The 23,453-nt window shown below is 69.2% G+C and carries 22 protein-coding genes; 12 read left to right on the top strand and 10 right to left on the bottom strand.

Translation table 11 applies throughout. The annotated features are described in order from the left end of the window. Positions 1-184 precede the first annotated feature (184 nt). The 6 genes from FHR38_RS19200 (at position 185) to FHR38_RS19175 (ending at position 7,677) form a co-directional block, all read left to right on the top strand. A complete protein-coding gene (locus FHR38_RS19200; RefSeq protein ID WP_184535962.1) occupies positions 185-1,123 on the top strand; it encodes an ABC transporter ATP-binding protein in 939 nt (312 codons plus the stop codon). Further along, positions 1,120-1,950 carry an ABC-2 transporter permease gene (locus FHR38_RS19195; protein WP_184535960.1) on the top strand — a complete coding sequence of 277 codons (831 nt, stop codon included), beginning with the start codon at positions 1,120-1,122 and terminating at the stop codon, positions 1,948-1,950. The genes FHR38_RS19200 and FHR38_RS19195 overlap by 4 nt, the downstream gene beginning before the upstream one ends. Before the next feature lie 302 nt (positions 1,951-2,252). Next, entirely contained in the window at positions 2,253-5,978 is a 3,726-nt protein-coding gene (locus tag FHR38_RS19190) for a multifunctional oxoglutarate decarboxylase/oxoglutarate dehydrogenase thiamine pyrophosphate-binding subunit/dihydrolipoyllysine-residue succinyltransferase subunit (RefSeq protein WP_184535959.1), read from the top strand. A gap of 85 nt (positions 5,979-6,063) precedes the next feature. Beyond that, positions 6,064-6,249, top strand: a complete 186-nt coding sequence (locus FHR38_RS19185; protein ID WP_184535958.1) for a DUF6104 family protein — start codon at positions 6,064-6,066, stop codon at positions 6,247-6,249. Positions 6,250-6,252: 3 nt separating this feature from the next. Continuing rightward, positions 6,253-6,654 (top strand): aminoglycoside adenylyltransferase, encoded by a 402-nt coding sequence (locus FHR38_RS19180; RefSeq protein ID WP_184535957.1) that lies wholly within the window; start codon positions 6,253-6,255, stop codon positions 6,652-6,654. A 27-nt stretch (positions 6,655-6,681) separates the two neighbouring features. Then, positions 6,682-7,677, top strand: a complete 996-nt coding sequence (locus FHR38_RS19175) for an alpha/beta hydrolase family protein (protein ID WP_184535956.1) — start codon at positions 6,682-6,684, stop codon at positions 7,675-7,677. Between the two features lie 140 nt (positions 7,678-7,817). Here the strand turns inward: FHR38_RS19175 and FHR38_RS19170 are convergent, their stop codons facing one another. The 4 genes from FHR38_RS19170 to FHR38_RS19155 all read right to left on the bottom strand — a co-directional run bounded on the left by FHR38_RS19170 (position 7,818) and on the right by FHR38_RS19155 (position 12,240). Then, positions 7,818-9,086: a hypothetical protein gene (locus tag FHR38_RS19170; protein WP_184535955.1), complete on the bottom strand. Its 1,269-nt coding sequence runs from the start codon at positions 9,084-9,086 to the stop codon at positions 7,818-7,820. A 435-nt stretch (positions 9,087-9,521) separates the two neighbouring features. Then, a complete protein-coding gene (locus FHR38_RS19165) occupies positions 9,522-10,484 on the bottom strand; it encodes a zinc-binding dehydrogenase (RefSeq protein WP_184535954.1) in 963 nt (320 codons plus the stop codon). 85 nt (positions 10,485-10,569) lie between these two features. Beyond that, the gene (locus tag FHR38_RS19160) at positions 10,570-11,745 is read right to left on the bottom strand and encodes an NAD(P)-dependent malic enzyme (protein WP_184535953.1); all 1,176 of its coding nucleotides are present in this window, start codon (positions 11,743-11,745) and stop codon (positions 10,570-10,572) included. 141 nt (positions 11,746-11,886) lie between these two features. Beyond that, positions 11,887-12,240, bottom strand: a complete 354-nt coding sequence (locus FHR38_RS19155; protein ID WP_281385102.1) for a S24/S26 family peptidase — start codon at positions 12,238-12,240, stop codon at positions 11,887-11,889. Positions 12,241-12,320: 80 nt separating this feature from the next. On the opposite strand from FHR38_RS19155, the gene sodN reads away from it, so the two are divergent. The 3 genes from sodN to FHR38_RS19140 all read left to right on the top strand — a co-directional run bounded on the left by sodN (position 12,321) and on the right by FHR38_RS19140 (position 13,673). Continuing rightward, the gene (gene sodN, locus FHR38_RS19150; RefSeq protein WP_184535952.1) at positions 12,321-12,725 is read left to right on the top strand and encodes a superoxide dismutase, Ni; all 405 of its coding nucleotides are present in this window, start codon (positions 12,321-12,323) and stop codon (positions 12,723-12,725) included. Positions 12,726-12,787: 62 nt separating this feature from the next. Beyond that, positions 12,788-13,240, top strand: a complete 453-nt coding sequence (locus FHR38_RS19145) for a GNAT family N-acetyltransferase (protein WP_184539905.1) — start codon at positions 12,788-12,790, stop codon at positions 13,238-13,240. A gap of 25 nt (positions 13,241-13,265) precedes the next feature. After that, the gene (locus FHR38_RS19140) at positions 13,266-13,673 is read left to right on the top strand and encodes an ATP-binding protein (RefSeq protein ID WP_312882271.1); all 408 of its coding nucleotides are present in this window, start codon (positions 13,266-13,268) and stop codon (positions 13,671-13,673) included. A 181-nt stretch (positions 13,674-13,854) separates the two neighbouring features. Here the strand turns inward: FHR38_RS19140 and FHR38_RS19135 are convergent, their stop codons facing one another. Next, the gene (locus tag FHR38_RS19135) at positions 13,855-14,289 is read right to left on the bottom strand and encodes a hypothetical protein (protein WP_221449084.1); all 435 of its coding nucleotides are present in this window, start codon (positions 14,287-14,289) and stop codon (positions 13,855-13,857) included. Here FHR38_RS19135 and FHR38_RS19130 point away from each other — a divergent pair. Together FHR38_RS19130 and FHR38_RS19125 are read left to right on the top strand one after the other, a co-directional pair. Further along, a complete protein-coding gene (locus tag FHR38_RS19130; RefSeq protein ID WP_184535947.1) occupies positions 14,288-15,238 on the top strand; it encodes a diacylglycerol/lipid kinase family protein in 951 nt (316 codons plus the stop codon). The genes FHR38_RS19135 and FHR38_RS19130 overlap by 2 nt on opposite strands. 434 nt (positions 15,239-15,672) lie before the next feature. Beyond that, positions 15,673-15,930 carry a WhiB family transcriptional regulator gene (locus FHR38_RS19125; protein WP_184535946.1) on the top strand — a complete coding sequence of 86 codons (258 nt, stop codon included), beginning with the start codon at positions 15,673-15,675 and terminating at the stop codon, positions 15,928-15,930. A gap of 166 nt (positions 15,931-16,096) precedes the next feature. Here FHR38_RS19125 and FHR38_RS19120 read toward each other — a convergent pair whose 3' ends face one another. The 4 genes from FHR38_RS19120 to FHR38_RS19105 all read right to left on the bottom strand — a co-directional run bounded on the left by FHR38_RS19120 (position 16,097) and on the right by FHR38_RS19105 (position 19,755). Next, positions 16,097-16,915 carry a sirohydrochlorin chelatase gene (locus FHR38_RS19120; RefSeq protein ID WP_184535945.1) on the bottom strand — a complete coding sequence of 273 codons (819 nt, stop codon included), beginning with the start codon at positions 16,913-16,915 and terminating at the stop codon, positions 16,097-16,099. Continuing rightward, complete coding sequence (locus tag FHR38_RS19115) at positions 16,897-17,796, bottom strand: phosphoadenylyl-sulfate reductase (protein ID WP_246446621.1); 900 nt, start codon at positions 17,794-17,796, stop codon at positions 16,897-16,899. Before FHR38_RS19115 ends, FHR38_RS19120 begins: the two co-directional genes overlap by 19 nt. Continuing rightward, positions 17,793-17,954 (bottom strand): hypothetical protein, encoded by a 162-nt coding sequence (locus FHR38_RS19110; RefSeq protein WP_184535944.1) that lies wholly within the window; start codon positions 17,952-17,954, stop codon positions 17,793-17,795. The genes FHR38_RS19115 and FHR38_RS19110 overlap by 4 nt, the downstream gene beginning before the upstream one ends. A 70-nt stretch (positions 17,955-18,024) precedes the next feature. Continuing rightward, the gene (locus FHR38_RS19105; RefSeq protein ID WP_184535943.1) at positions 18,025-19,755 is read right to left on the bottom strand and encodes a nitrite/sulfite reductase; all 1,731 of its coding nucleotides are present in this window, start codon (positions 19,753-19,755) and stop codon (positions 18,025-18,027) included. 422 nt (positions 19,756-20,177) lie between these two features. Here FHR38_RS19105 and FHR38_RS19100 point away from each other — a divergent pair, with 422 nt between their 5' ends. Continuing rightward, positions 20,178-21,674, top strand: a complete 1,497-nt coding sequence (locus FHR38_RS19100; RefSeq protein WP_184535942.1) for a glycosyltransferase family 39 protein — start codon at positions 20,178-20,180, stop codon at positions 21,672-21,674. A 146-nt stretch (positions 21,675-21,820) separates the two neighbouring features. Here FHR38_RS19100 and FHR38_RS19095 read toward each other — a convergent pair whose 3' ends face one another. Then, entirely contained in the window at positions 21,821-23,383 is a 1,563-nt protein-coding gene (locus FHR38_RS19095) for a PAS domain-containing sensor histidine kinase (protein ID WP_184535941.1), read from the bottom strand. Positions 23,384-23,453: the final 70 nt, after the last annotated feature.

The following is a 23,453-nucleotide window of genomic DNA, read 5'->3' as shown; positions in this document are numbered from 1 at the left end:
CATCGCGATGCCTGGAGATCGTGCGCTACCGTCCGTGGGGATGTCCTGCTCGCGTAGGACCGTCTCCTGCCTGGGTAGGAGACCAAATTCGGCATTACTCATGATTGTCTTGCCCAGCAGATACGTCACGCTGTGCAATGGCGCGTCCGCCTGGAGCGAACACGCCGTCCACGGAAGGAGTGAGATGTCCGACGGGCAGTCAAGGCCCACATCCGGAAGCGGTCAGATAGTCGTCTCCGGCCTGACCAAGCAGTACCGCAACCTACGCGCGGTCGACAATCTGTCGTTCACCATCGCGCCCGGCCGGGTGACCGGCTTCCTGGGCCCCAACGGTGCCGGCAAGACCACTACCCTGCGGATGCTGCTCAACCTGGTCACGCCGACGGCCGGCACCGCGACCTTCGGCGGCCGGCGCTACGCCGACCTGCAGCAGCCGCTGCAGCACGTGGGCGCGGTGCTGGAGGCGTCCAGTGCCCACAAGGGCCGGACCGGCATCAACCATCTCCGGGTGATCTGCGCCGCAGCCGGGCTGCCCCGGCAGCGCGCCGACGAGGCCCTGGCCATGGTCGGACTGACCCCGGCGGCCAACCGCAAGTTCAAGGGCTACTCGCTCGGCATGAAGCAGCGGCTGGGCATCGCCGCGGCGATGCTGGGCGACCCACAGGTACTGGTCCTCGACGAGCCGGCCAACGGGCTGGACCCGGAGGGCATCCGCTGGATGCGGGGCTTCCTCAGGGCGCTCGCCGCCGAGGGACGCACCGTGCTGGTCTCCAGCCACCTGCTCTCCGAGATGCAGTTGCTCGCCGACGACGTCGTGATCATCGCGGCCGGCAAGCTCGTCCGGCAGGGCCCGGTCGACACGGTGATCGGCTCGATGGCGCACAGCAGCCGCGTTCGGGTCCGTACGCCGCAGGCTGACGCGCTCGCGAACGCGCTGGCGGCGCAGAGCGCCACGGTGACCCGGGATGCGGACGGGGTGCTGCTGATCGACGGGGTGGACGCCCCGGCGGTCGGCCGGGCCGCGCTGGCCGCCCAGGTCGAGCTGCACGAGCTGACCACCGAACGCCTCGACCTAGAAGGCGTCTTCCTGGAGTTGACGTCCGGAAAGGCGGGAATCCGATGAACCTCGTCCGATCCGAACTGCTCAAGATCCGTACGACCAACACCTGGTGGCTGTTCGGTCTCGGTGCCCTGCTCGCGTGGGCGCTGACATTCGCGCTCAACGCCTTCAGCGCCCACGTCACATTCGACCTCGACATCCCCGAAGGTCTGCCGCCGGAGCAGGTCGAACAGCTTCAGGCCCAGAAGGATGTCGTGGTACAGGCGACGAACCTGTTCACCTCGGGGCAGTTCTTCGGCCTGCTCTTCGTCACGCTGCTGGGCATCCTCGTGGTGACCAACGAGTTCTACCACCAGACCGCGACCACCACCTTCCTCAGCACGCCGCGCCGCACCGCCGTGGTACTCGCCAAGCTGGTCGCCGCCACCCTGCTCGGTGCCGTCTTCTGGTTGGTCACCACAGCAATCAACATCCCGGCAACGATGATCTTCCTGTCGGCCGAAGGGGTCGATCATCATCTCGGTGATTCGGTGATCATCGAGGCGCTCCTGCTCAACCTGCTCGCCTATGTGCTCTGGGGGATCTTCGGGGTCGGCTTCGGCGTGCTCATCCGCAGTCAGATCGGTGCCACCATCACGGTGGTGGTGCTCTACCTGCTCGGTACCGTGGCGGCCAGCGTCCTCTTCGTCGTCCTCCAGCAGATATTCGAAGCGGACTGGATCCTCGAACTCCAGGTGATCGTGCCGTCCATTGCCTCCCAGCTGATGATCACGGGTGACGAACTGCCCGGCAGCCCGCCGCAGTGGGTAGGCGCGGCAGTTCTGATCGGCTACGCGGTGGTGACCGGAGTGGCGGGCACCCTACTCGTCCGCAAACGCGACATCTCCTGACGCGTGCGGTATGCGACGGGGGTGCCGACGGCACCCCCGTCGCGCCATGTCCGGTTGCTGGCTCCATCACCCCATCCGATCAGCGGAACCCGGGCGTCATCGACGCGCCACGCCTTATCAGCAACTGTCGGAACACGCAGTATCTGGCGGACTTCTGGCATCTTCTGTGAAACGGAGCACGCAACGGAGGCGGAAATGCCTGCGGCAACCGCACGGCGTAGCCTGGAAGCCGTCTTCCAGGCCCACGTGGGCGGCAGACCCCGCGTGCTACACAACCCGCTTGAAAGAGGCGATTACCGGCCGTGTCGACCCAGCAGACTTCTCAGGACAACCCACTAGCGGGATTTGGCCCGAACGAGTGGATCGTCGAGGAGATGTACCAGCGATACCTCGCCGATCCCGCCAGCGTCGACCCGGCCTGGCACGAGTTCTTCGCTGACTACCGTCCGGCGGCTGAGCCGACGGCGGGTGCAGCGGCACCCGCTGGCGCTCCGGCCGACACCAAGGCGGCAGCGAAGGTTTCCCCGGCAACGGCACCAGCCCCCGCCAAGACCGAGCCGGCTCCGAAGGCCGTACCACCGGCCCCCACCCAGCCCACCACCAAGATCGAAGCCGCGCCGAAGGTAGCCGAGAAGACCGTGAAGACCGCGACCAAGCCCGCCTCCGGGGGAGCACCGAACGGCGCCGCCACCAGCCCGCTGCGCGGCGTGGCGGCAAAGATCGTCCAGAACATGGACGCCTCGCTGTCGGTGCCCACCGCGACCAGCGTACGGGCGGTCCCCGCCAAGCTGTTGGTGGACAACCGGATCGTGATCAACAACCACCTGACCCGCGGTCGGGGTGGCAAGGTCAGCTTCACCCACCTGATCGGCTACGCCCTGGTCCGGGCACTGGCCCTGCACCCGGAGATGAACAACTCGTTCGCCGAGGTGGACGGCAAGCCGGTGCTGGTGCAGCCCGAGCACGTCAACCTGGGCATCGCCATCGACCTGGTCAAGAAGGACGGCTCGCGCAACCTGGTCGTGCCCTCCATCAAGGGCTGCGAGCAGATGGACTTCCGCCAGTTCTGGCAGGCGTACGAGGACGTGGTCCGGCGCGCTCGGCGTAACGAGCTGACCATGGAGGACTACGGCGGTACGACGATCTCGCTGACCAACCCGGGCGGCATCGGCACGGTCCACTCGCAGCCTCGGCTGATGGTCGGCCAGGGCACGATCATCGGCGTCGGCGCGATGGAGTACCCGGCCCCCTACGCCGGCATGTCCGAGGAGACCCTCGCCGACCTCGCGGTCAGCAAGATCATCACGCTGACCAGCACGTACGACCACCGGATCATCCAGGGCGCCCAGTCCGGCGAGTTCCTCAAGGTCATGCACGAGCTGCTGCTGGGCGAGCACAACTTCTACGACCAGCTCTTCACCTCGCTGCGTATCCCCTACGAGCCGGTGCGCTGGGTGCGGGATGTCGCGGTCAACTCCGAGGGTCAGATCAACAAGACCGCGCGGGTGCACGAACTGATCCACGCCTACCGGGTGCGCGGGCACCTGATGGCCGACACCGACCCACTTGAGTTCAAGATCCGCAAGCACCCGGACCTGGACGTACTCCAGCACGGGCTGACCCTCTGGGACCTGGACCGGGAGTTCCCGGTCAACGGCTTCGCCGGCAAGCAGCGGATGAAGCTGCGTTCGATCCTGGGTGTACTGCGGGACTCCTACTGCCGTCGGGTCGGCGTGGAGTTCATGCACATCCAGGACCCGGAGGAGCGGCGCTGGATCCAGGAACGGATCGAGCGCAAGTACGAGAAGCCCCCGACGGACGAGCAGAAGCACGTACTCAACCGGCTCAACGCCGCCGAGGCGTTCGAGACCTTCCTACAGACCAAGTACGTCGGCCAGAAGCGGTTCTCCCTGGAGGGCGGCGAGTCCCTGATTCCGCTGCTCGCCGAGGTACTGGAGGCGGCAGCCCAGGACCAGCTCGACGAGGTGGTCATCGGCATGGCCCACCGGGGCCGGCTCAACGTGCTGGCCAACATCGTCGGCAAGCCGTACGAGAAGATCTTCTCCGAGTTCGAGGGACACCTCGACCCACGAAGCACCCAGGGCTCCGGTGACGTCAAGTACCACCTGGGCCAGAACGGCAAGTTCAGCACGCCGGACGGTGCCAACTCGGTCAAGGTCTCGGTGGTCGCGAACCCGTCGCACCTGGAGGCGGTCAACCCCGTCCTGGAGGGCATCGTCCGCGCCAAGCAGGACCGGATAGACCTCAAGCTGGAGGGCTACACGGTACTGCCGGTACTCGTCCACGGTGACGCCGCGTTCGCCGGTCAGGGTGTGGTCGCCGAGACGCTCAACCTCTCCCAGCTTCGCGGCTACCGGACCGGCGGCTCGGTGCACGTGGTGGTCAACAACCAGGTCGGCTTCACCACCGCACCGGAACACTCGCGTTCCAGCCTCTACAGCACCGACATCGCCCGGATGATCGAGGCACCGATCTTCCACGTCAACGGGGACGACCCGGAGGCCGTGGTACGGGTCGCCAGGCTGGCCTTCCAGTACCGGCAGGCGTTCAACAAGGACGTCGTGATCGACCTGGTCTGCTACCGGCGGCGGGGCCACAACGAGGGCGACGACCCGGCCATGACCAACCCGCTGATGTACTCGATCATCGATGCCAAGCGGTCCGTACGCAAGCTCTACACCGAGGAGCTGATCGGCCGGGGCGACATCACCGTCGAGGACGCCGAGGAGCTGCTGCGCGACTTCCAGGCCCAACTGGAACGGGTCTTCAAGGCCACCAGGGACGCCGCCTCCGTACCGAAGGCCGCCGGCCGTCCACGGCGCGAGGACGAGCCCGAGCCCCAGGTCGACACCGCGGTGGACGTCTCCGTGGTGCACGCGGTCGGCGCGGCGCACACGTCCCTGCCGGAGGACTTCACCCCGCACAAGCGGATCCAGCAGTTGCTCGACCGGCGGGCCAAGATGGCCGTCGAGGGTGGCATCGACTGGGGCTTCGGCGAGATCATCGCCATCGGCTCGCTGCTGCACGACGGAGTCACCGTCCGGCTGGCCGGCCAGGACTCCCGGCGGGGCACCTTCGTACAGCGGCACGCGGCGATCGTGGACGCCCGTACCGGCGCGGACCACATCCCGCTCTCCGCGCTGACCAGCGACGCCGCCCGGTTCTTCGTACACGACTCGCTGCTGAGCGAATACGCGGCGATGGGCTTCGAGTACGGCTACTCGGTGGAGAACACCGAGGCGCTGGTGCTCTGGGAGGCGCAGTTCGGTGACTTCGCCAACGGCGCACAGTCGGTGGTGGACGAGTTCATCTCCTCCGGCGAGGTGAAGTGGGCACAGCAGTCGTCGGTGACGCTGCTGCTGCCACACGGCCACGAGGGCCAGGGCCCGGACCACACCTCCGGCCGGCCCGAGCGGTTCCTGCAGATGTGCGCCGAGGACAACATGCGGGTCGCCATCCCGAGCACCCCGGCGAACTACTTCCACCTGCTGCGCCGGCAGGCCCTGTCGCCCAAGCGCAAGCCGCTGGTCGTCTTCACGCCGAAGTCGCTACTGCGGCACAAGCTCTGCGTCTCCTCGGTCGAGGAGTTCACGTCGAACAATTTCCAGCCGGTACTGCGCGACACCGGGGACATCCGGCCGGACGCGGTCAAGCGGGTGCTCCTCTGCTCGGGCAAGGTCTACTACGACCTGGTGCAGGCCCGGACCGAGCGGGGCATCACCGACACCGCCCTGGTCCGCCTGGAGCAGCTCTACCCGCTGCCGGCGGCGGAGCTGCGGGCCGTCCTCGCCGAGTACCCCAACGCGGAGGACTTCGCCTGGGTGCAGGAGGAGCCGGCCAACCAGGGTGCCTGGTCGTTCGTGGCGCTGAACCTGCTGGAGCACCTGGACGGCGTACGGCTGCGGCGGATCTCCCGCCCGGCCGCCGCCGCCCCGGCGGCCGGCTCGGTCAAGACGCACGACGCCGAGCACGCGGCGCTGATCGAGGCGGCACTCCCCCGCCCCTGACCCACCCATCCGTTCCGGCGGTCGGGCACCAGTCACCACTGGCGCCCGGCCGCTGGTCGGTTTCCGATCGAGAGACGAGAAGGCCATGTACTTCACCGACCGGGGCATCGAGGAGCTGGTCGAGCGGCGGGGTGACGAGTCGGTCACCCTGGAGTGGCTCGGCGAGCGGCTGCGGGACTTCGTCGACCTCAACCCCGAGTTCGAGACGCCGGTCGAGCGGTTCGCCACCTGGCTGGCCCGGCTCGACGACGCCGACGAGGACGATTTCTGAGACGTGGACTGGTTCTGCTGGGCCGCCGACGCGGGCCGGTTCGCCGCTGCCCTGCATGCCCGGGGCTATTCCGCGGACCTGCGGGTACCGCCGGAGATCCAGCGTGACCTGGTCCGGGACGGGGTCGAGGTGAGCTTCGCTCTGATCGCCCAAGACGCACAGGGACGGGTCGTGGTCGGCGGTGCCGGCCCATGGGCGGGATCGGCGTACCCCGACGGGATGCTGACCGGGCCGACTGGCCGCCTCGGTGCGGTGACCTGCCCGATCATCAGCCCGAGGGCACAGATCGAACTCAAGGAGATGTACCCGGTCTGGATGCCGGAGCGGCCCCGACGGCCCAAGGACCGCGACGACGTCGCCCGGCTGCGCAGTGTGCTGGACGGTTCCCCGGCATCGCCGAGTTGATCGACGGGGCAGGGCAGAATCGGAGCCATGCGCCGACGTCGTACCGGGCCCCTATTCGCCGCTGTCCTTCTCGCGGCGGGCATCGCCGGTTGTTCGACCCCTGCCGACCATCGCGATCCCGCCGCTGGCGGGCCATCGCCGACGGCAACGGCCCCGTCCGTATCGGCCACCACCGCCGCGCCCTTCGCACCGCCGGCCGGAATCGCGCCGTCCGACTCCTTCGCAGTCGGGGTACGGGAGTTGAAGCTCGCCCGGGGCAGCGACCGGCCACTGCCGACCACGGTCTGGTACCCCGCGGTTGGCCAGGCCGGCGGTACGGCGGAACGTTCCGCTCCGGTGGCGCGCGGTCAGTTCCCGGTCGTCGTCTTCAGTCACGGGCTGACCGCCAGCCCCGCCGACTACCAGTCGCTGCTCACCGAGTGGGCGGCGGCCGGACTGGTGGTCGTCGCACCCCGCTATCCGCACACCAGCCGGGGCGCGGCCCGGTTCGACATACTCGACGTGGTCAACCAACCGGCTGACGCCTCCTACGTGCTGACCGAGGTGCTGAAGCTGGACACCCGGGCGGGAGATCCGCTGCGAGGTCGCCTGGCTACCGACCGGGTCGCCGCCACCGGGCACTCAGCCGGTGGGGTCACCACCATCGGGCTGTTCACCGGCGGCCGGGACGAACGGCTGGACGCCGGCATCGTGCTCGCCGGCAGCGCGCTCGGCGTCGGTACGGCGTTCGCCGGCCCGACCGCGCCGCTGCTCTTCGTGCACGGACAGCTCGACGACGTGGTGTCGTACGCCTCGGGCAAGGCCGCCTACGACCGGGTGCCCTGGCCGAAGGCGATGCTCAGCCTGCCCCAGGGGGACCACGGTCAGTCTCTGCTGAAGTCCAACAACCCGGCCTTCGGGGTGGTCACCGGGACGACCGCGGACTTCCTGCGCTGGACCCTGTACGGCGATCCGGCCGCCAAGGGGCGACTCGCCACCGGGGCCAATCGGGACGGTCTCGCCACCCTGGACGACCGGCTCTGATCCGGTCTCGCTTCGGCTGACCATCCCGTTTCCCTCGGCTGACCACCCGCTTCGGTAGGGGTGACGCAACCGGCCGTGGACCCGTGTCGAGGGTCACGGGTCCACGGTGGGGCGGCCGCCTGGCCGGGCCGCCGAGGGGGTTATTTGACGACAGGCTTACGACTGTCCGCCCAGAGGTTGGTCGCCGTCTCCCAGTTGATGCCAGGATGCTTCGGCCGCGCCACGATTCCGAACCGGCAGTCCCGGCCGTACACGTTGCTCCGGATCTTTATGCTCGCCGCACGAAGATCTGCCCGGATCCCGATCGAGTAGTTTCCGCCGTTGCAGTAGTTCTGCTCGAACACCAGATTCGAGACCAGCGGACCCGTGGTGGAACCGATCATCAGACAGGCGTTGAGCGGGTCCTTGGTCACCGGGTTGTAGGCATCCAGAGAATTGCCCCGTACGACGATGTTCGCCGCTCCGGTGGTTTGCAGTGTGTCATTGTGCGAACCGGATACCCGGGTCAGGTGATGGATCCAGGAGTCTTCCACGACGGTGTTGTCGGCCAGCCGGGGACCGTCGATGACGTTGCTTATGTCTACCCGGCGGAGGGTGTAGTCGCTACAGCACACCGCCGCCGAATTGCGCCCCATTCCGTTGATCTCCACATCCTCGACCAGCAGGTTCTTCGCCCCGGTTGTCTTGATCGAGTACTGGCCACCACAGGTGATCCGCGACTTCCGGATGACCACGTTCTTCGCGGTCACCACGACGCATCCGCTGATGTTGAGGCCGCTGACGACCTGGCCGTCCCTCGATAGGGTGATCGACCCGGATGGCCGCAGCGTGGTGCCCTCCGGCACGCCGGTGTTGTCCGGCCCCGGGAAGCCCTCGGGGATCGCCAGCGTCCCGCTACCCGACTGCTTGGTCCGAGCATCTCCGGACGTGGCCGGTCGCGCTGGCCGGCTGGCGGCTGGCGCAGCCGACTTGACCGGCGCGGACGTCGCGGCCGAGGACGCAAGCGGCTCGGGCTCCGCTCCCGCCACCACCGCGCGTCCGTTCCAGGTCGAGTCGGTGATCGTGGCCGGGGACTCGTCCGAGTACATGAAGCCGTTCCGACACCCGTGGACGGTCACCTTCCGGGCGGTGTAGTCACCGAAGACGATTCCGTTGGTCTTCTCCGCCTCGCAGTAGACCCTGGTCGCCTCGATGACGGTGCCGACGGAGCCACTGAAGATCCGGATTGCGTGATTCCCGTCGTACCTGATCGTGGAATTCCGGACGGTGACATTGTCGGCCTTGATATGCACGTACCCCTTGATATTTCGACCCTCGACGACCGCGCCATCCCGGGTCACCGTGACCGAGCCGTGTTCGTCATCAGCCACCGCGACACCCACCCCCGTCACCACGACGCCGAGTGCCACCAGCCCCACCACCAATGAGCGCGTCGGGCGGCGCAGCCGCCCGTGCCCAGCCGAAAAGAAGCGTGGCGCTCTTCGTATACCCTTGCGTGCCGCCGAGAACTTCAAGATCTGATCCTTTCGAAACGGGATATCGTTTGGGCGATCAGCAGCAGAACGGCCTGACTGTACCCAACGGCCCAATTCGATCAGGATGCTTCGAGAAGAGGCGGAAACCGCAACCTTTGGTTTTCCTGAAGAAAGTATTTACCGAGACTTAGCTCCGCGTTTTCAGAGACACATATTTCCCGGTCCTGCCCGTTTTGAACCGAGAAAAGGTCCGGATTTTCAGGATCCGAACCGCGCGTGTTCGATCGACCGCACACAGCAACGACGGTGGGGTCCAGCGGTTTCCCGCAGGCCCCCACCGCTCCACAGTGTCAGGAAGAGCTGACCGGATCACCGAGTGTGGTCCAGCACCACCTTGCCGAAGACATCACCGGAGTGCAGCCGGGCGAACGCCTCGGTCACCTGGGAAAACCCGTAGACGGTGTCGACCATCGGACGTACGTCGTGGGTCTGGCAGAACGCCAGCAGGTCGCCCAACTCGTCGCGCGTACCCATCGAGGTGCCCAGGATCTCCAACTGCATCGCGAAGACGCGGCGCAGGTTCACCTTCGGCTCGTGCCCAGCCGTCGCACCCGACACGACGATGCGGGCACCGGTCGCCGCCGACTTCATCGAATGCTCGAACGTCGCCGCGCCCACCGTCTCGATGACCACATCGACTCGCTCCGGCAGTCGTGCCCCCGGCTCCACCGCGGTCGCACCGAGCGCGATGATCCGCTCCCGCTTGGCCGCGCTCCGGCTGGTCGCGTACACCCGTTTGCCGGCGGCGACGGCGATCGCCACCGCGGCCGTGGCGACACCGCCACCCGCCCCCTGCACCAGGACCGCCTCGGCCTCCGCCATCCGTCCCCGGGTGGTGAGCATCCGCCAGGCGGTCAACCAGGCCGTCGGCAGGCACGCCGCATCGGTGAAGGACATGCCGGCCGGCTTGGGCACGAGGTTCGCCCGGGGCACCGCCACCTGCTCGGCGAACGTGCCCTGATGATGCTCGGAGAGGATCGAGACGCCGCGCGGGTCCGCCGGATCGGCGACCACCGGGTAGACGACGACCTCGTTGCCGTCCGGATCGATACCGGCGGCGTCACAGCCAAGGATCATCGGCAGCCGCTCCGGCGACAGTCCCACCCCCCGCAACGACCACAGGTCGTGATGGTTGAGGGAACTGGCCCGGACCTGCACGGTCACCCAGCCCGGATCGGGCAGGACGGGCTCCGGCCGCTCTCCGACGGCGAGCGCGGCGAGCGGGTTGTCGGCATCGAACATCGAGGCGTACGCGGCATGCATGATCCGCACGCTAACAGCGCACACGGCTGGGTGGGAGGTTAGGAAGGGCCCCTCTTCAAGGGCAGAAAGCGATAAGAAGAGACCCTTCCTGACCTCAAGGCGTGACGCCGTCGCGGCGGGCCGCGTCCGCCACGGCCTCGGCCACCGCTGGAGCCACCCGGGGGTCGAGCGGGGACGGCACGATCGCGTCCGCCTGGAGCGACTCGGCGACCACGTTGGCGATGGCATCCGCCGCCGCGACCTTCATGCCCTCGGTGATCCGGGTTGCCCGCGCGTCGAGTGCTCCCCGGAAGATCCCCGGGAAGGCGAGCACGTTGTTGATCTGGTTCGGGTAGTCGCTGCGGCCAGTCGCTACCACCGAGGCGTACCGGGCGGCCACCTCCGGATGCACCTCGGGCGTCGGGTTGGCCAGCGCGAAGACGATGCCGCCGGGGGCCATCCCCGCCATCGCCGACTCGGGGATCTGCCCACCCGAGACGCCGATCAGCACGTCGGCGTCGCGCAGCCCGTCGCCGATGCCCCCGGTACGACCGGCCGCGTTGGTCAGCGTCGCCAGCTCGGCCTTGACCGGGGTCAGGTCCGGCCGGTCGGAGTGGATGAGCCCCCGGGAGTCGCAGAGCACCAGCTCGGCTGGGTTGACCCCGCCGGCGATCAGCATCTTGGTCACCGCCACCCCGGCGGCACCCGCCCCGCTGATCACCACCCGCAGGTCACCGAGTTTCCGGTTGAGCAGGGTGGCGGCGTTACGCAACGCGGCCAGCACCACGATGGCCGTACCGTGCTGGTCGTCGTGGAAGATCGGGATGGGCAGCGCCTCGTCCAGCCGCCGCTCGATCTCGAAGCACCGGGGCGCGCTGATGTCCTCCAGGTTGATGCCACCGAACGAGGGCGCGAGCGCGGTCACCACGGAGACGATCTCGTCGACGTCCTGGGTGTCGAGGCAGATCGGCACGGCGTCGACCCCGCCGAACTGCTTGAACAGCACCGCCTTGCCCTCCATCACCGGCATGGCGGCGCGGGGCCCGATGTTGCCCAGTCCCAGTACGGCCGATCCGTCGGTGACCACGGCGACGGCACGCGACGCCCAGGTGTAGTCAGCGGCCAGGCGAGGATCGGCGGCGATCGCCTCGCACACCTGGGCGACTCCCGGGGTGTAGGCGAGGGAGAGGTCGTCGCGGCTGGTCAGGGGGACGGTCGAGGTGACCGCCATCTTCCCGCCCCGATGCAACCCGAAGACGCGATCGGTGAACTCCACGGTAGACGATGACATTGATGACTCCAGACGGCTTCGAGCGAATTGACCGAGCCGGCTCGGCGCAAGGTCAGCGATGACCGGCGGTGCGTTGCGGGGATCGCCCGAGCACTTCATCCAAAGCATAGTGTCGCCCAGCGCCATCTTCTGTGGGCAGGGTCATACCGGTCGGTAACCGAACCATCGCAACCGGGGCCAGTAGCGCAGCACCACCCGGCCCCGCACGTCGGCCACCCCGAAGCTACGGGAATCGTCGGTCACCAGATCGTTGTCCCCACGTACCCACCAACCGCCCTCCGCCGGGCGGACCGCGCGCTTGACCACCAGCAGCTCCGGACGGCTCCGGAAGGTGGCCACCACCAGATCGCCGGGACGCACGGCCCGACCGCCCCGACGCACCAACAGCGCGTCACCGTGCCGCAGCGTCGGCACCATGGAGGGACCCGTCACGAGTACGGCGAACAGGGGGCCAAAAGTCCCTGCATTTGGTGCCGTCCGACCCGTGGACACCAGGTTTCACCTCCGCTCGGTAGGGGACGTACCACAGGAGTAGTGTCGGCTTGGATCATCGCAAACTTCCTTGGAGGGTCCTGATGCGACTTCCGCGCATTTTCACCCCGCACCGCACCGTCAGCGCCCACTGCGACCTGCCGTGTGGCGTCTACGACCCGGCGCAGGCCCGGATCGAGGCCGAATCGGTCAAGGCGATCGCCGAGAAGTACCAGGCGAACACCGACCCGGAGTTCCGCACCCGGGCTTTGATCATCAAGGAGCAGCGGGCTGAGCTGGTCAAGCACCACCTGTGGGTGCTCTGGACCGACTACTTCAAGCCCCAGCACTTCGAGAAGTACCCGCACCTGCACCAGCTCTTCAACGAGGCCACCAAGCTGGCCGGTGGCACCGGGGCCAAGGGCTCGACCGACCCGGCGAAGGCCGACGAACTGCTCCAGAAGATCGAGGAGATCTCGAAGATCTTCTGGGAGACCAAGCAGGCGTGAGCCTTCCCCCGGCACCGACGATCCGGCCGGCACGTCCCGAGGACGTGTCGGCCATCGTCGCGATGGTGCACGGGTTGGCCGAGTACGAGAAGGCACCGGAGCAGTGCCACCTCACCGAGGAACAGCTCACCGTCGCCCTGTTCGGGCCACAGCCGGCGCTCTTCGGTCACGTCGCGCTCGGGGGCGACGGGGAGCCGCTCGGCTTCGCCCTGTGGTTCCTCAACTTCTCCACCTGGGCTGGCCAGCACGGCATCTACCTGGAGGATCTCTACGTACGACCGGCGGCTCGGGGCACCGGTGCCGGCCGGCTGCTGCTCGCCACCCTGGCCGCCCTCTGCGTCGAACGCGGCTACCCCCGGTTGGACTGGATGATGATCCACTGGAATCCGGCGGCCGGCTTCTACCGGGCCATCGACGCCGTACAACTGGACGAATGGCTGCCCTACCGGCTGACCGGGCCGGCGCTGCGGGCGCTCGCCGCCCGCGCCCCCGCGCCGGAACCGGCCAACCGGTAGAGTCCGGAACGGGGGGATGGCACCGGTGACTTACCTGACGGCCCAGCAGGCGATCGATGACGACGTCGTGCTACTAACCGTGCCCGCTGACGGCGGCTATCTCAGCGTGTTACGGACCGCGACCGCTGGGCTGGCCGCCCGGCTACAGTTCGCTCTCGACGAGATCGAGGATCTACGGATCGCGGTGGACGAGGCGTGCGCGATGCTCCTCGCCATCGCCCGCCCGGACACGGAACTCGACTGCCGGTTCGCCGTGACCGACGACGCGCTCACCGTCATGGTCACCTTGGCGACCACCCCGGGTGCCCAACTGCCCGCCGAGTCGTCCTTCGCCTGGAAGGTGCTCACCGCACTGACCGCCGCCGCCTCGGCCACCGTAGACAACGGGCGGGCGACGATCTCGCTGCGCACCCGTCGGCCCAGCGTGCGTTAGCCCGCCGGCTGACGCTCCATCTGGCCCATCTGCCCCATCTGCCCAGCTTGCGTTAGCCCGCCGGCTGACGCCCCATCTGGCCCGCCGGCCCAGCGTGCATCGGCCCGTGGCCCGGCCAGGCTGCGTTGCTCGCCGGCCGTGGGCACCCGGGCCCCGGGTCCACCGCGACGACCCGCAGCCGTCAGCCGACGCCGAGGGCGCGGTTCGTCGGCGCGCAGACCAGCAGCCCGCAGACCAGGGCCCCGAGCGCCATCAGTGGAACACCGAGCCAACCCAGGCCACCCTGGATCATGTAGTAGCCCACCGGGAGGAACATCAGCTGCAACACGATGGTCGGCGCGCGTGCCCCGGCCCGGCGACGGCCGAGCGCCGTGGCGAGCGCCCACAGCACGATCGCCCCGCCTACCGCGAATCCGGTTACGAAGAGTGCCGACGCGAGATCGTTGGCAGTCGCGGTGAGGTCCTTGTAGATCAGGAAGACGGCCAGCAGCCCGAGGGCGACCGCCTCACCCCGGAGCAGCAACACCGCCCAGCGCAGCGACCCGGGGCGGGTGTCGGAGTCGGTGGTCACCGACCAAACGATACCCGCGGCTGATCGCGGTACAGTGCCGGCCATGCGGGCCGTCCTGGTCGTGAACCCGAAAGCCACCAGCACCAGTGAGCGCAGCCGGGACGTACTCGTCCGGGCGCTCCGTAGTGAGGTCGACCTCACCGTCCGGTACACCCGTCGCCGGGGGCACGCGGCGACCCTGGCCCAGGAGGCGGTGCGGGACGGCGTCGACCTGGTGGTGACACTGGGTGGTGACGGCACGGTCAACGAGGTGGTCAACGGGATGATGACCGCCGAGCCGGCGACGATGGCCACCGGCCGTACGTCGGCAGAGCGGCTGCCCGCCCTCGCGGTGGTCCCCGGCGGTTCAACCAACGTCTTCGCCCGTGCGTTGGGCCTGCCCCGGGAGTGGCCGGAGGGGACGAGCATGATTCTGGAGGGCCTGCGCGAGGGCCGGACCCGGACCATCGGTCTCGGGCGGGCCGACGATCGCTACTTCACCTTCTGCGCCGGGCTGGGGTTGGACGCGGCGGTGGTCCGCCGGGTGGAGCGGGCCCGTAGCCGTGGTCAGGTCTCCACCGTTGGGCTCTACGTACGCGCGGCGCTCAACCAGTACTTCGTGGGGAGTGACCGCCGACATCCGGCGATCAGGCTGGAGCGGCCAGGTGAGCCTACGGAGGGTGAGTTGGCCACCGTGATCATTCAGAACACCGCCCCCTGGACCTATCTGGGTGAGCGGCCCATCAACCCCAATCCCGGGGCTTCGTTCGACCGGGGACTGGATGTGCTCGCGCTCCGACGGCTCCGCGTACCAAGCACTGCACGTACCGTGACGCAGATCCTGTCCCGCAACTCCGACCCGCGTGGCGAACAGGTGCTCCGACTTTCCGATCTTGACGATTTCACCCTGGTCACCGCCCGTCCCCAAGCGTTCCAACTGGATGGCGACTATCTTGGTGAGCGAGAAAAAGTTCGTTTTTCCTCCGCACCAGCAGCACTAAGAGTAATCTGCTGACCCTGGGGTACTACACAGACCGGGCGCTCGCCCCCCGAACTCGAACAAGAAAACCCGCCGCCTGAAATGTCTGCAATGTCGCCTGGAGTGTACTATATTGACTATTGGCTGTGGCACGGCGGGTCTCGGCAAGCGCCGAAATCCGGACAAAGGGGTCGTGAGCTTGCTCACCCGCTCAGACATTTTCTGAGCGCTACTCTTGACATCACGCAAGTTCGTGAAAGTATTCACAAGCGAACTTGAGTTACCGGGTCATTGCTGGGACATGCCCGCTTTTTTGCGGCAGGTTCCGGGCAGGTCCCACGGGCCCAACAGCCTGCTCTCGCGCTGCCAAAACGATGGGTGCCCACTATCGTGATTGGTACCGCGTCTGCATATGAGAACGATCAGCAATACAACACCGCCACCCATCCAGAATGAGGAGTGTTGCCGCCATGGACTGGCGTCACCGTGCTGTCTGCCGCGACGAGGACCCGGAACTGTTCTTCCCGATCGGGACGTCCGGACCGGCTCTCCTGCAGGTCGAGCAGGCCAAGGCCGTCTGCCGGCGCTGCTCCGTGACCGACGAGTGCCTTCAGTGGGCACTAGCGTCCGGTCAGGACGCCGGCGTCTGGGGCGGGATGAGCGAGGAAGAGCGACGCGCCGTCAAGCGCCGCGGCGGCCTTCGGGTCCTCCGCGCTCACTCTGCCTGATCACACCACCACAGCGCGCGAAAAACACCCTGGGGAACCCCTCCCCAGGGTGTTTTTCTGCCCACTATCGGTATTTCATCCGCGTCGGCATTCCACCGATCCGCTATTCACCACACCGTGGTATTCCGCTCGCTATCCGCGTTCCGATCGGCATTTTGCCGACGCGCTAGGTTGCGCCGCCCATTGCCGTCGCGGCCATCGCGAGTAGGTTGCCTGCCACCGACTCAGCGGACCGCACTCGGGCAAGCACCAACCGGGCCAGCTCCGGCAGCTCGCCCAAGGGGCCCGCAACCACCACCGCACCCGCCGCCCGACCGGACGTCTCAGCGACCCCGTAGAGCCGCCCAGGGGCGAGGAAGTAGGCCGCCACGGCCACCCGGCGAGCCCCCGCCGCCCGGAGGTGGGACACCGCCTCGGCTACCGTGGGTAACGCCGCTGAGGCGTACCCGGCCAGGCAGGGCAGCGCCAGATCGGCCCCGAGGGCCGCTGCGGCAGCGTCGACCGTACGCCGGGCGGCCGCGTCCCGGGTGCCGGCCGCAGCCAGCACCACCCCGTCGTACCCCATCCGGTCGACGCTGGTGCTCTCGGCCAGCCGGCGACGCAGTCCGGCGACCAGCAACTCGTCGACCGTCCCACCCACCGGGCCGACCACCCCGGTGATCCGTACCGGCATCCGTAACCCGTCCGCCCGAGCGGCGGCGACCGCCCCGGGAACGTCCACCCGCCCGTGGTAGGCGTCGGTGAGTAGCAGCGGCACCACCACCGCGCGCCGATGACCGGCCGACTCCAGTTCACGCAACACCTGGGCCGGCGTCGGCGCGGTGTGATCCAGATAGCTGGCCCGTACGGTCCGGCCCGGCCGCGCCGCCGCCACGGCCCGGACGAGGCCCCGGGTCGCCGCAGCGGCCCGGGGATCCCGGCTGCCATGCGCGACGAGCACGACCGGGGCCGGCAAGCCGTCGACCGTCACCCGTGCAGACCGCACTCGGTCTTGTCGAACATCGCCCAGCGGCCAGCTCGGGGATCCTCCCCCGGTCGGGTCCGCCGCGTGCACGGCCAACAGCCGATCGAGGTGTAGCCCTGCTGGAACAACTCGTTGACCGGCACGTTCCACCGGGAGATGTAGGCGTCCACATCCGCCTGGGTCCAGGCCGCGATCGCATTGACCTTGACCTTGCCGCGCCGGGCGTCGAAGTCCACCACCGGGGTACCGGCCCGGCTGGACGAATCGTCCCGCCGCAGGCCGGTCCCCCACGCGTCGTACTCGGCCAGCGCCCGTTCCAGTGGCTCCACCTTGCGCAGGGCGCAACACTCGTCGGGAGCCCGGGCGAACAGCCGAGGACCGTACTCGCCGTCCTGCTGGCCCACGGTCAACCGGGGACGGACCGAGTGGACCTTCACCGGCAGCTCCCGGGCCACCGTGTCCCGTACCGCCAGGGTCTCCGGGAAGTGCAGGCCGGTGTCGAGGAAGACCACATCCACCCCGGGAGCGACCCGGGACACCAGGTGGGCGAGGACCGCATCCGCCATCGAGCTGGTGACACAGAACCGATCCCCGAACGTGCTGACCGCCCAACCGACGATCTCCTCGGCCGAGGCTGCCGCCAGGGCCGGGCCAGCCGCCTCGGCCAGGGCCCGGAGTTCGTCCGGGCTCCGCCGGCGCGGTGCGTCCGCAGGGATCGGCACAGCGGACACGGCCGCCGGCTGCGACACGGTGGCCGGTACGGGCTGCGACACGGTGACCGGTGCGGGCTTCGGACCAGCAGCCGGTGCGGGCTTCGGACCGGCGGCGGGCCTCGGGGCAAGCCTCACCAGATCGAGACCCACCGCCGAGACCAGCCCCGACGGCAGCACGGATTCACTCATCGCTCCACCTTCCGGGGCAGCAGACCGGAGAACCGCACCGAGAAGACCCGGGCACAGGCATGGCACTCCCAGGCACCATGCGCCCCGTCGTGCGGCCGCAGGTCCTCCTCACCGCAGTACGGGCAGTACAGCGGCGCGGCTCGGGTCTCCCCACTCATGGCGACACCACCCGCCCGGTCGCCGCGGCTTTCCTCCGCCCGGTCACCACCGCGGCTTTCCTCCGCCCGGTCACCGCAGCTCCGCCTCGTCGGCCCGGACGACCCACTGGGCGAACGACTCACCCGTCGAACGGGCGGCCAGATAACGGCGGGCCAGCCGCTCGACGTACCCGGGCAACTCCTCGGCGGTGGTCTTCAGTCCCCGTACCTTCCGGCCGAAGCCGGCGGTCTGCCCCTGCGCCATGCCCAGCCCACCGCCCAGGTGCACCTGGAAGCCCTCCACCTGCCGGCCGTCCGGGCCGACCACGAGCTGCCCCTTGAGCCCGATGTCGGCGGTCTGGGTACGCGCACACGCGTTCGGACAACCGTTGATGTGGATCGAGATGTCGGCGTCGAACTCGCGTAGCCGCTCCTCCAGCCGCTCCACCAGTTCCTGGCCCCGCGCCTTGGTCTCGACGATGGCGAGCTTGCAGTACTCGATGCCGGTGCAGGCCATGGTGCCCCGCCGCCAGGTCGACGGCCGCGCCGCCAACCCAATCCCGCCCAGGGCGGTGACCAGCGATTCGGTCCGGTCCGCCGGGACGTCCAGGACCAGCAACTTCTGGTACGGCGTCAGCCGTACCCGCCCGCTGCCGTGCGCGGCCACCACGTCGGCGAGTTGGGCGAGCTGGGTCCCGGAGGTCCGGCCGACCACCGGGGCGGCCCCGACGTAGTAGCGCCCGTCGCGCTGCCGGTGCACGCCGACGTGGTCGATCGGCTTCTCCGGTAGCACCGGCGGCGGCCCGTCGAGCAGGCGCCGACCGAGGTACTCCCTCTCCAGTACCTCCCGGAACCGCTCGACTCCCCAGTCTGCGACCAGAAACTTGAGCCGTGCCCGGTTGCGCAGCCGGCGATAGCCGTAGTCCCGGAAGATCCCCACCACCCCGGCCCAGATGTCCGGCACCTCGGCCAGCGGCACCCAGACTCCGAGCCGCTTGGCGAGCATCGGGTTGGTGGCCAGGCCGCCGCCGACCCAGAGGTCGAACCCGGGGCCGTGCTCGGGGTGATCGACACCGAGGAGGGCGATGTCGTTGGTCTCGTACGGGGTGTCGACCAGCCAGGAGATCGATGTCTTGAACTTGCGGGGCAGGTTGGAGAAGTCCTGGTTGCCCACGTACCGCCGGACGATCTCGTCGACCGCCGAGGTCGGGTCGAGCACCTCCGCCTCGGCCACCCCGGCGACCGGGCTGCCCAGCACCACCCGGGGGCAGTCCCCACACGCCTCGGTGGTCTGCAGCCCGACCGCCTCCAGCTGACGCCAGATCGCCGGCATGTCCTCGACGCGTACCCAGTGCAGCTGAATGTTCTGCCGGTCGGTGATGTCAGCGGTGTCCCGGCCGTAGCGGCGGGAGACGTCGGCGATGGTCCGCAACTGGTCGAGGTCGAGCTGCCCGCCGTCGATCCGGATCCGGAGCATGAAGTACTCGTCTTCGAGTTCGTGCGGTTCGAGCACGGCGGTACGGCCGCCGTCGATGCCGGCCTTGCGCTGCGTGTAGAGCCCCCACCACCGGAACCGGCCCCGCAGGTCGCTGGGGTCGATGGCGGCGAAACCGCGATGCGCGTAGATGTTCTCGATCCGGGCCCGCACGTTGAGCGGATCATCGTCGGCCTTGGTTCGCTCATTGGGGTTGAGCGGTTCTCGGTGACCGAGCGCCCACTGCCCCTCGCCCCTGACCCGACGGGCCGAGCGGGCCGAGCGGGCCGGAGGGGCCGGAGCGCCGGCGGTGTCGGGCGGTGCTGGGGTGCTGCTACTGACCGCCATCGCGGCGTCCTCCGTCTGCTGTGACAAATCGCTGGGTGTGGCGCGCGGAGGCGACGGCCAGCCTCGCTGTCGAGGCTGCGGACGACGGTGTCGGTGAAGCCGGCGCGAGGGCGCGCCCGGACAGATGGGTCGGGCGGCGTCTAGTGAGCCGGACAGATCGCGCTACGCACGCGGCCGTAGTCGACGTGGCGGCGGGCCACGAAGCGACGGTCAACGGCGGCGGTCATGTCCGCCATGCTGTCACACCCCCCGTGCCCCGGCCAGTAGCTCCCACATCACGGGCGACCGATGAACGACCCACCCCGTCGGTAGAAACCGCGGCAGTTGCGAGATGAAACGCCGTCTGCCCGCCACCGCACCCACTCGTTGACACGTTGTCACATCGGGTGACTTTGTGGTGACGACGATTGGACGGGCTATCGATGACCACCTGCTCCCGAGCCGGACCGGTGAGGGCGTCGACCCGCACCGACGGGGCCGAGGCTGACCTACCCCGCTTCCTGCGCCGTACCGTGTGGCTCTGGCCGGTGCTGTCGACGCTGGCGGTCACCCTGGTGCAGGCCGACCGAGCCCAACTCTGGCGCGACGAACTGGCCACCTGGAGTGCCGCCAGCCGCCCCCTCGGTGACCTGCTCCGGATGGCCGGCAACATCGACGGGGTCAGTGCCCCCTACTACCTGCTCATGCACGGCTGGATCCAGCTCTTCGGCGATTCCGTACTGGCCATGCGACTCCCCACCATCCTGGCCATGGCCGGGGCGGCGGGGCTGATCGCCGTACTCGGCGAGCGGCTGTTCAGTGCCCGTACCGGCCTGATCGCCGGGCTGCTCTTCGCCGTAGTGCCCAGCACCTCCCGGTACGGGCAGGAGGCCCGGCCGTACGCCTTCGCCACCTTCTTCGCGGTCCTGGCCACGCTGCTCCTGGTCGGCGCGGTACGGCGACCGAGCTGGCCCCGGTGGGCCAGCTATGCGTTGGCGGTGCTCGGGTTGGGGCTGGCACATCTGGTGGCGGTGGTCCTGATCGCCGGTCATGCCGCCGCTGTCCTGCTCGCCTGGCGGGCCGCCGGTGACCGCCGACTACCGCTGCGCTGGCTGGTCACCGTGTTGCCGGTCGGACTGGCACTGGCTCCGCTGGCCCTGCTGGGGCGGAGCCAGCAGGACCAGCAGCTCGACTGGGTCGACAAACCGGGCGTCCTGGAACTGCCCGGGCTCCCCGGTGCCGTCACGCAGGCCGGTGTGGTCGGCGGTCTGCTGGTCGGGTTGGCGGCGGTCGCCCTGGTCAGCCGAGGTCGGTGGGGAGTCGCCCTCGGCCTCTGCGCGGTGCTGCCGGTGGTGCTGCTCTTCGTCGGTGGGCTGGTCACCCCGCTGTGGGTGCCGCGTTACCTCGTCTTCACGGTGCCCTTCGTCTGTCTACTCGCCGCCGACGTGCTCGCCACGATCCGGCTGCCGTGGGCACTGGCGATCGTCGCGGTCACCGGTCTGCTCGGCACCCCGGAGCAGGCCAGCCTCCGGCGGACCCACGAGTGGCCACGCTCGGCGCCGATCGACTACCGGGGTGCGGCCCGGATCATCGCGCACCACCAGCAGCCCGGCGACGGAATCGTCTACTCGCCGCGTACCGGATGGAAGTTTCTCGACATCGCGACCGCCTACCACCTCGGTACGGACCGACCCCGGGACGTACTGGCCAGCCGTGACCAGCTGGACCGGGCCGACCTGTGGGCCACCGAGTGCGACCAGCCGGCCCGATGTCTCGCCTCGGTGGAGCGGGTCTGGTTGCTGGTGATCGGGGAAAAGACGGATCCGCTGCGCGGGTTGCCCGAGCCGAAGGCGAACGCACTGCGGACGGAGTTCCCGGCCAGTCGGGTGTGGACCGTGCCGGGGCTGACCGTCGCCCTGCTCACCCGGCCCGTCAGCTGACGCCGCCCTGCTCACCCGGCCCGTCAGCTGACGCCGCCCTGCTCACCCGGCCCGTCAGCTGACGCCGCCCTGCTCACCCGACCCGTCAGCTGACGCCGCCCTGCTACCCGGCCCGTCAGCTGACTGGCGCTCGGGTTCCGGGCCACTCAGCGGGGTCTTGCCGCGTTTCCGAGCGGGACGACGAGCACCGCCTCGGTTCCGCCCCCGCTCTCCCGGTTACGCAGCTCGATGGTGCCCCGTAGCTCACCGGTGGCCAGGGCCCGGACGATCTGGAGCCCCAGTCGGCCACTGCGTTCGGAGTCGAAGTCGGCGGGCAGGCCGCGACCGTTGTCGGCGACGCAGACGTGTAACTGCTTGCGGAACCGGTGGGCCGAGACGACGACCTCGGCCGGCTCGGCGACCGGGGCGTCACTCGGCTCGCCAGCCGTCTCGCCAGCCGTCTCGCCGGCCGGAGGAAAGCCGTGCTCGACCGCGTTGAGCAGCAGCTCGTTGAGCACCATCACCAGCGACGTGGCGATCTCGGCGGGCAGTACGCCGAACGTGCCGTCCCGGCGCATCCGCACCGTGGACTCGGTGGCGGCCACCTCGCTGGCGGCGGCGGCCACCCGGTCGACGATCCCGTCGAACTCCACCACCTCGTCGCTGGACATGGAGAGGGTCTCGTGTACCAACGCGATCGAGGCGACCCGGCGTACGGACTCCTCCAGCGCCGCCTTGGCGGCCGGGATGCCGACCCGACGGGCCTGCAACCGCAGCAGCGCGGCGACGGTCTGCAGGTTGTTCTTCACCCGGTGGTGGATCTCCCGGATGGTGGCGTCCTTGGTGATCAGTGCGCGGTCGCGTCGACGTACCTCGGTGATGTCCCGGACCAGGACCAGTGCCCCGATCGGCACCCCGGCCGGCATCAGCGGCAGTGCGCGGGTCAGCATGGTGGCTCCCCGCGCATCGATCTCCTTGCGGGGTGGGGCCTCGCCGCGCAGCGCGGCGAGCACCCGGTTGCCGGCGTCGGTGCCGTCCAGCGGATCGGCGGCGAGCCGGGTGTTGAGCGCGGACAGGTCCTCCCCGACCAGATGGGAGGCGAAGCCGAGCCGCCGGTAGGCGGACTGGGCGTTCGGGCTGGCATAGGTGACCTTGCCGCTGGCGTCCAGCCGGACCAGACCGTCGCCGACCCGGGGCGCGGAGGTGGTCTCGCCGGGGTGCCGGGGCGGCGGGAACGTGCCGTCGGCGACCATCTGCGCCAGGTCGTCGGCGGTGGTCAGATAGTTGAGTTCCAGTTGGCTCGGGGTACGCGCGGTGGACAGGTTGGTGTCCCGACCCACCACCGCGATGACCTCGCCGGCCTCCCCGGCGGCGGTACGGAGCCGGACCGGGATCGCCTCGTGCCGGGCGGGGGTGTCCCCGTACCAGACCGGGTCGCCCTCCCGCCAGATCCGGGCCTGCCGGTAGGCGATGCCCAGGTGGGCCACCTCCGGCCCGCCGACGATCCGCCCGACCTGGTCGTCCAGGTACGCCGTCGGCGCGGTGGTCGGGCGTACCTGGGCGACACAGAGGAAGGCGTCGTCGTCCCCGCCGACCGGCACCCAGAGCAGCAGATCGGCGAAGGACAGGTCGGAGAGCAACTGCCAGTCGCCGGCGACCCGGTGCAGATGGTCGATGTCGGCCGGGCGGAGACTGGTGTGCTCCTCGGCGAGGTCACGCAGCGTGGACACGAGGGCTAGCCTGCCACGACCGGGCCACCGGGCTGCGGTGGCCTCACGTCAGCGGGCCGGAGAGACCTCA

This window comes from Micromonospora polyrhachis, from assembly GCF_014203835.1.
Taxonomy (GTDB): Bacteria; Actinomycetota; Actinomycetes; order Mycobacteriales; family Micromonosporaceae; genus Micromonospora_H; species Micromonospora_H polyrhachis.
Note: the sequence above shows the minus strand (reverse complement) of the source record. Positions and strands in the feature narration are given on the sequence as shown.

What these genes read in the sequence shown, in the direction of transcription:
- FHR38_RS19200 (WP_184535962.1), top strand. Translation starts at nt 185, where the DNA reads ATGTCCGACGGGCAGTCAAGGCCCACATCCGGAAGCGGTCAGATAGTC.
- FHR38_RS19195 (WP_184535960.1), top strand. Translation starts at nt 1,120, where the DNA reads ATGAACCTCGTCCGATCCGAACTGCTCAAGATCCGTACGACCAACACC.
- FHR38_RS19185 (WP_184535958.1), top strand. Translation starts at nt 6,064, where the DNA reads ATGTACTTCACCGACCGGGGCATCGAGGAGCTGGTCGAGCGGCGGGGT.
- FHR38_RS19175 (WP_184535956.1), top strand. Translation starts at nt 6,682, where the DNA reads ATGCGCCGACGTCGTACCGGGCCCCTATTCGCCGCTGTCCTTCTCGCG.
- FHR38_RS19160 (WP_184535953.1), bottom strand. Translation starts at nt 11,745, where the DNA reads ATGTCATCGTCTACCGTGGAGTTCACCGATCGCGTCTTCGGGTTGCAT.
- sodN (WP_184535952.1), top strand. Translation starts at nt 12,321, where the DNA reads ATGCGACTTCCGCGCATTTTCACCCCGCACCGCACCGTCAGCGCCCAC.
- FHR38_RS19145 (WP_184539905.1), top strand. Translation starts at nt 12,788, where the DNA reads ATGGTGCACGGGTTGGCCGAGTACGAGAAGGCACCGGAGCAGTGCCAC.
- FHR38_RS19130 (WP_184535947.1), top strand. Translation starts at nt 14,288, where the DNA reads ATGCGGGCCGTCCTGGTCGTGAACCCGAAAGCCACCAGCACCAGTGAG.
- FHR38_RS19135 (WP_221449084.1), bottom strand. Translation starts at nt 14,289, where the DNA reads ATGGCCGGCACTGTACCGCGATCAGCCGCGGGTATCGTTTGGTCGGTG.
- FHR38_RS19125 (WP_184535946.1), top strand. Translation starts at nt 15,673, where the DNA reads ATGGACTGGCGTCACCGTGCTGTCTGCCGCGACGAGGACCCGGAACTG.
- FHR38_RS19115 (WP_246446621.1), bottom strand. Translation starts at nt 17,796, where the DNA reads ATGAGTGAATCCGTGCTGCCGTCGGGGCTGGTCTCGGCGGTGGGTCTC.
- FHR38_RS19110 (WP_184535944.1), bottom strand. Translation starts at nt 17,954, where the DNA reads ATGAGTGGGGAGACCCGAGCCGCGCCGCTGTACTGCCCGTACTGCGGT.
- FHR38_RS19105 (WP_184535943.1), bottom strand. Translation starts at nt 19,755, where the DNA reads ATGGCGGTCAGTAGCAGCACCCCAGCACCGCCCGACACCGCCGGCGCT.
- FHR38_RS19100 (WP_184535942.1), top strand. Translation starts at nt 20,178, where the DNA reads ATGACCACCTGCTCCCGAGCCGGACCGGTGAGGGCGTCGACCCGCACC.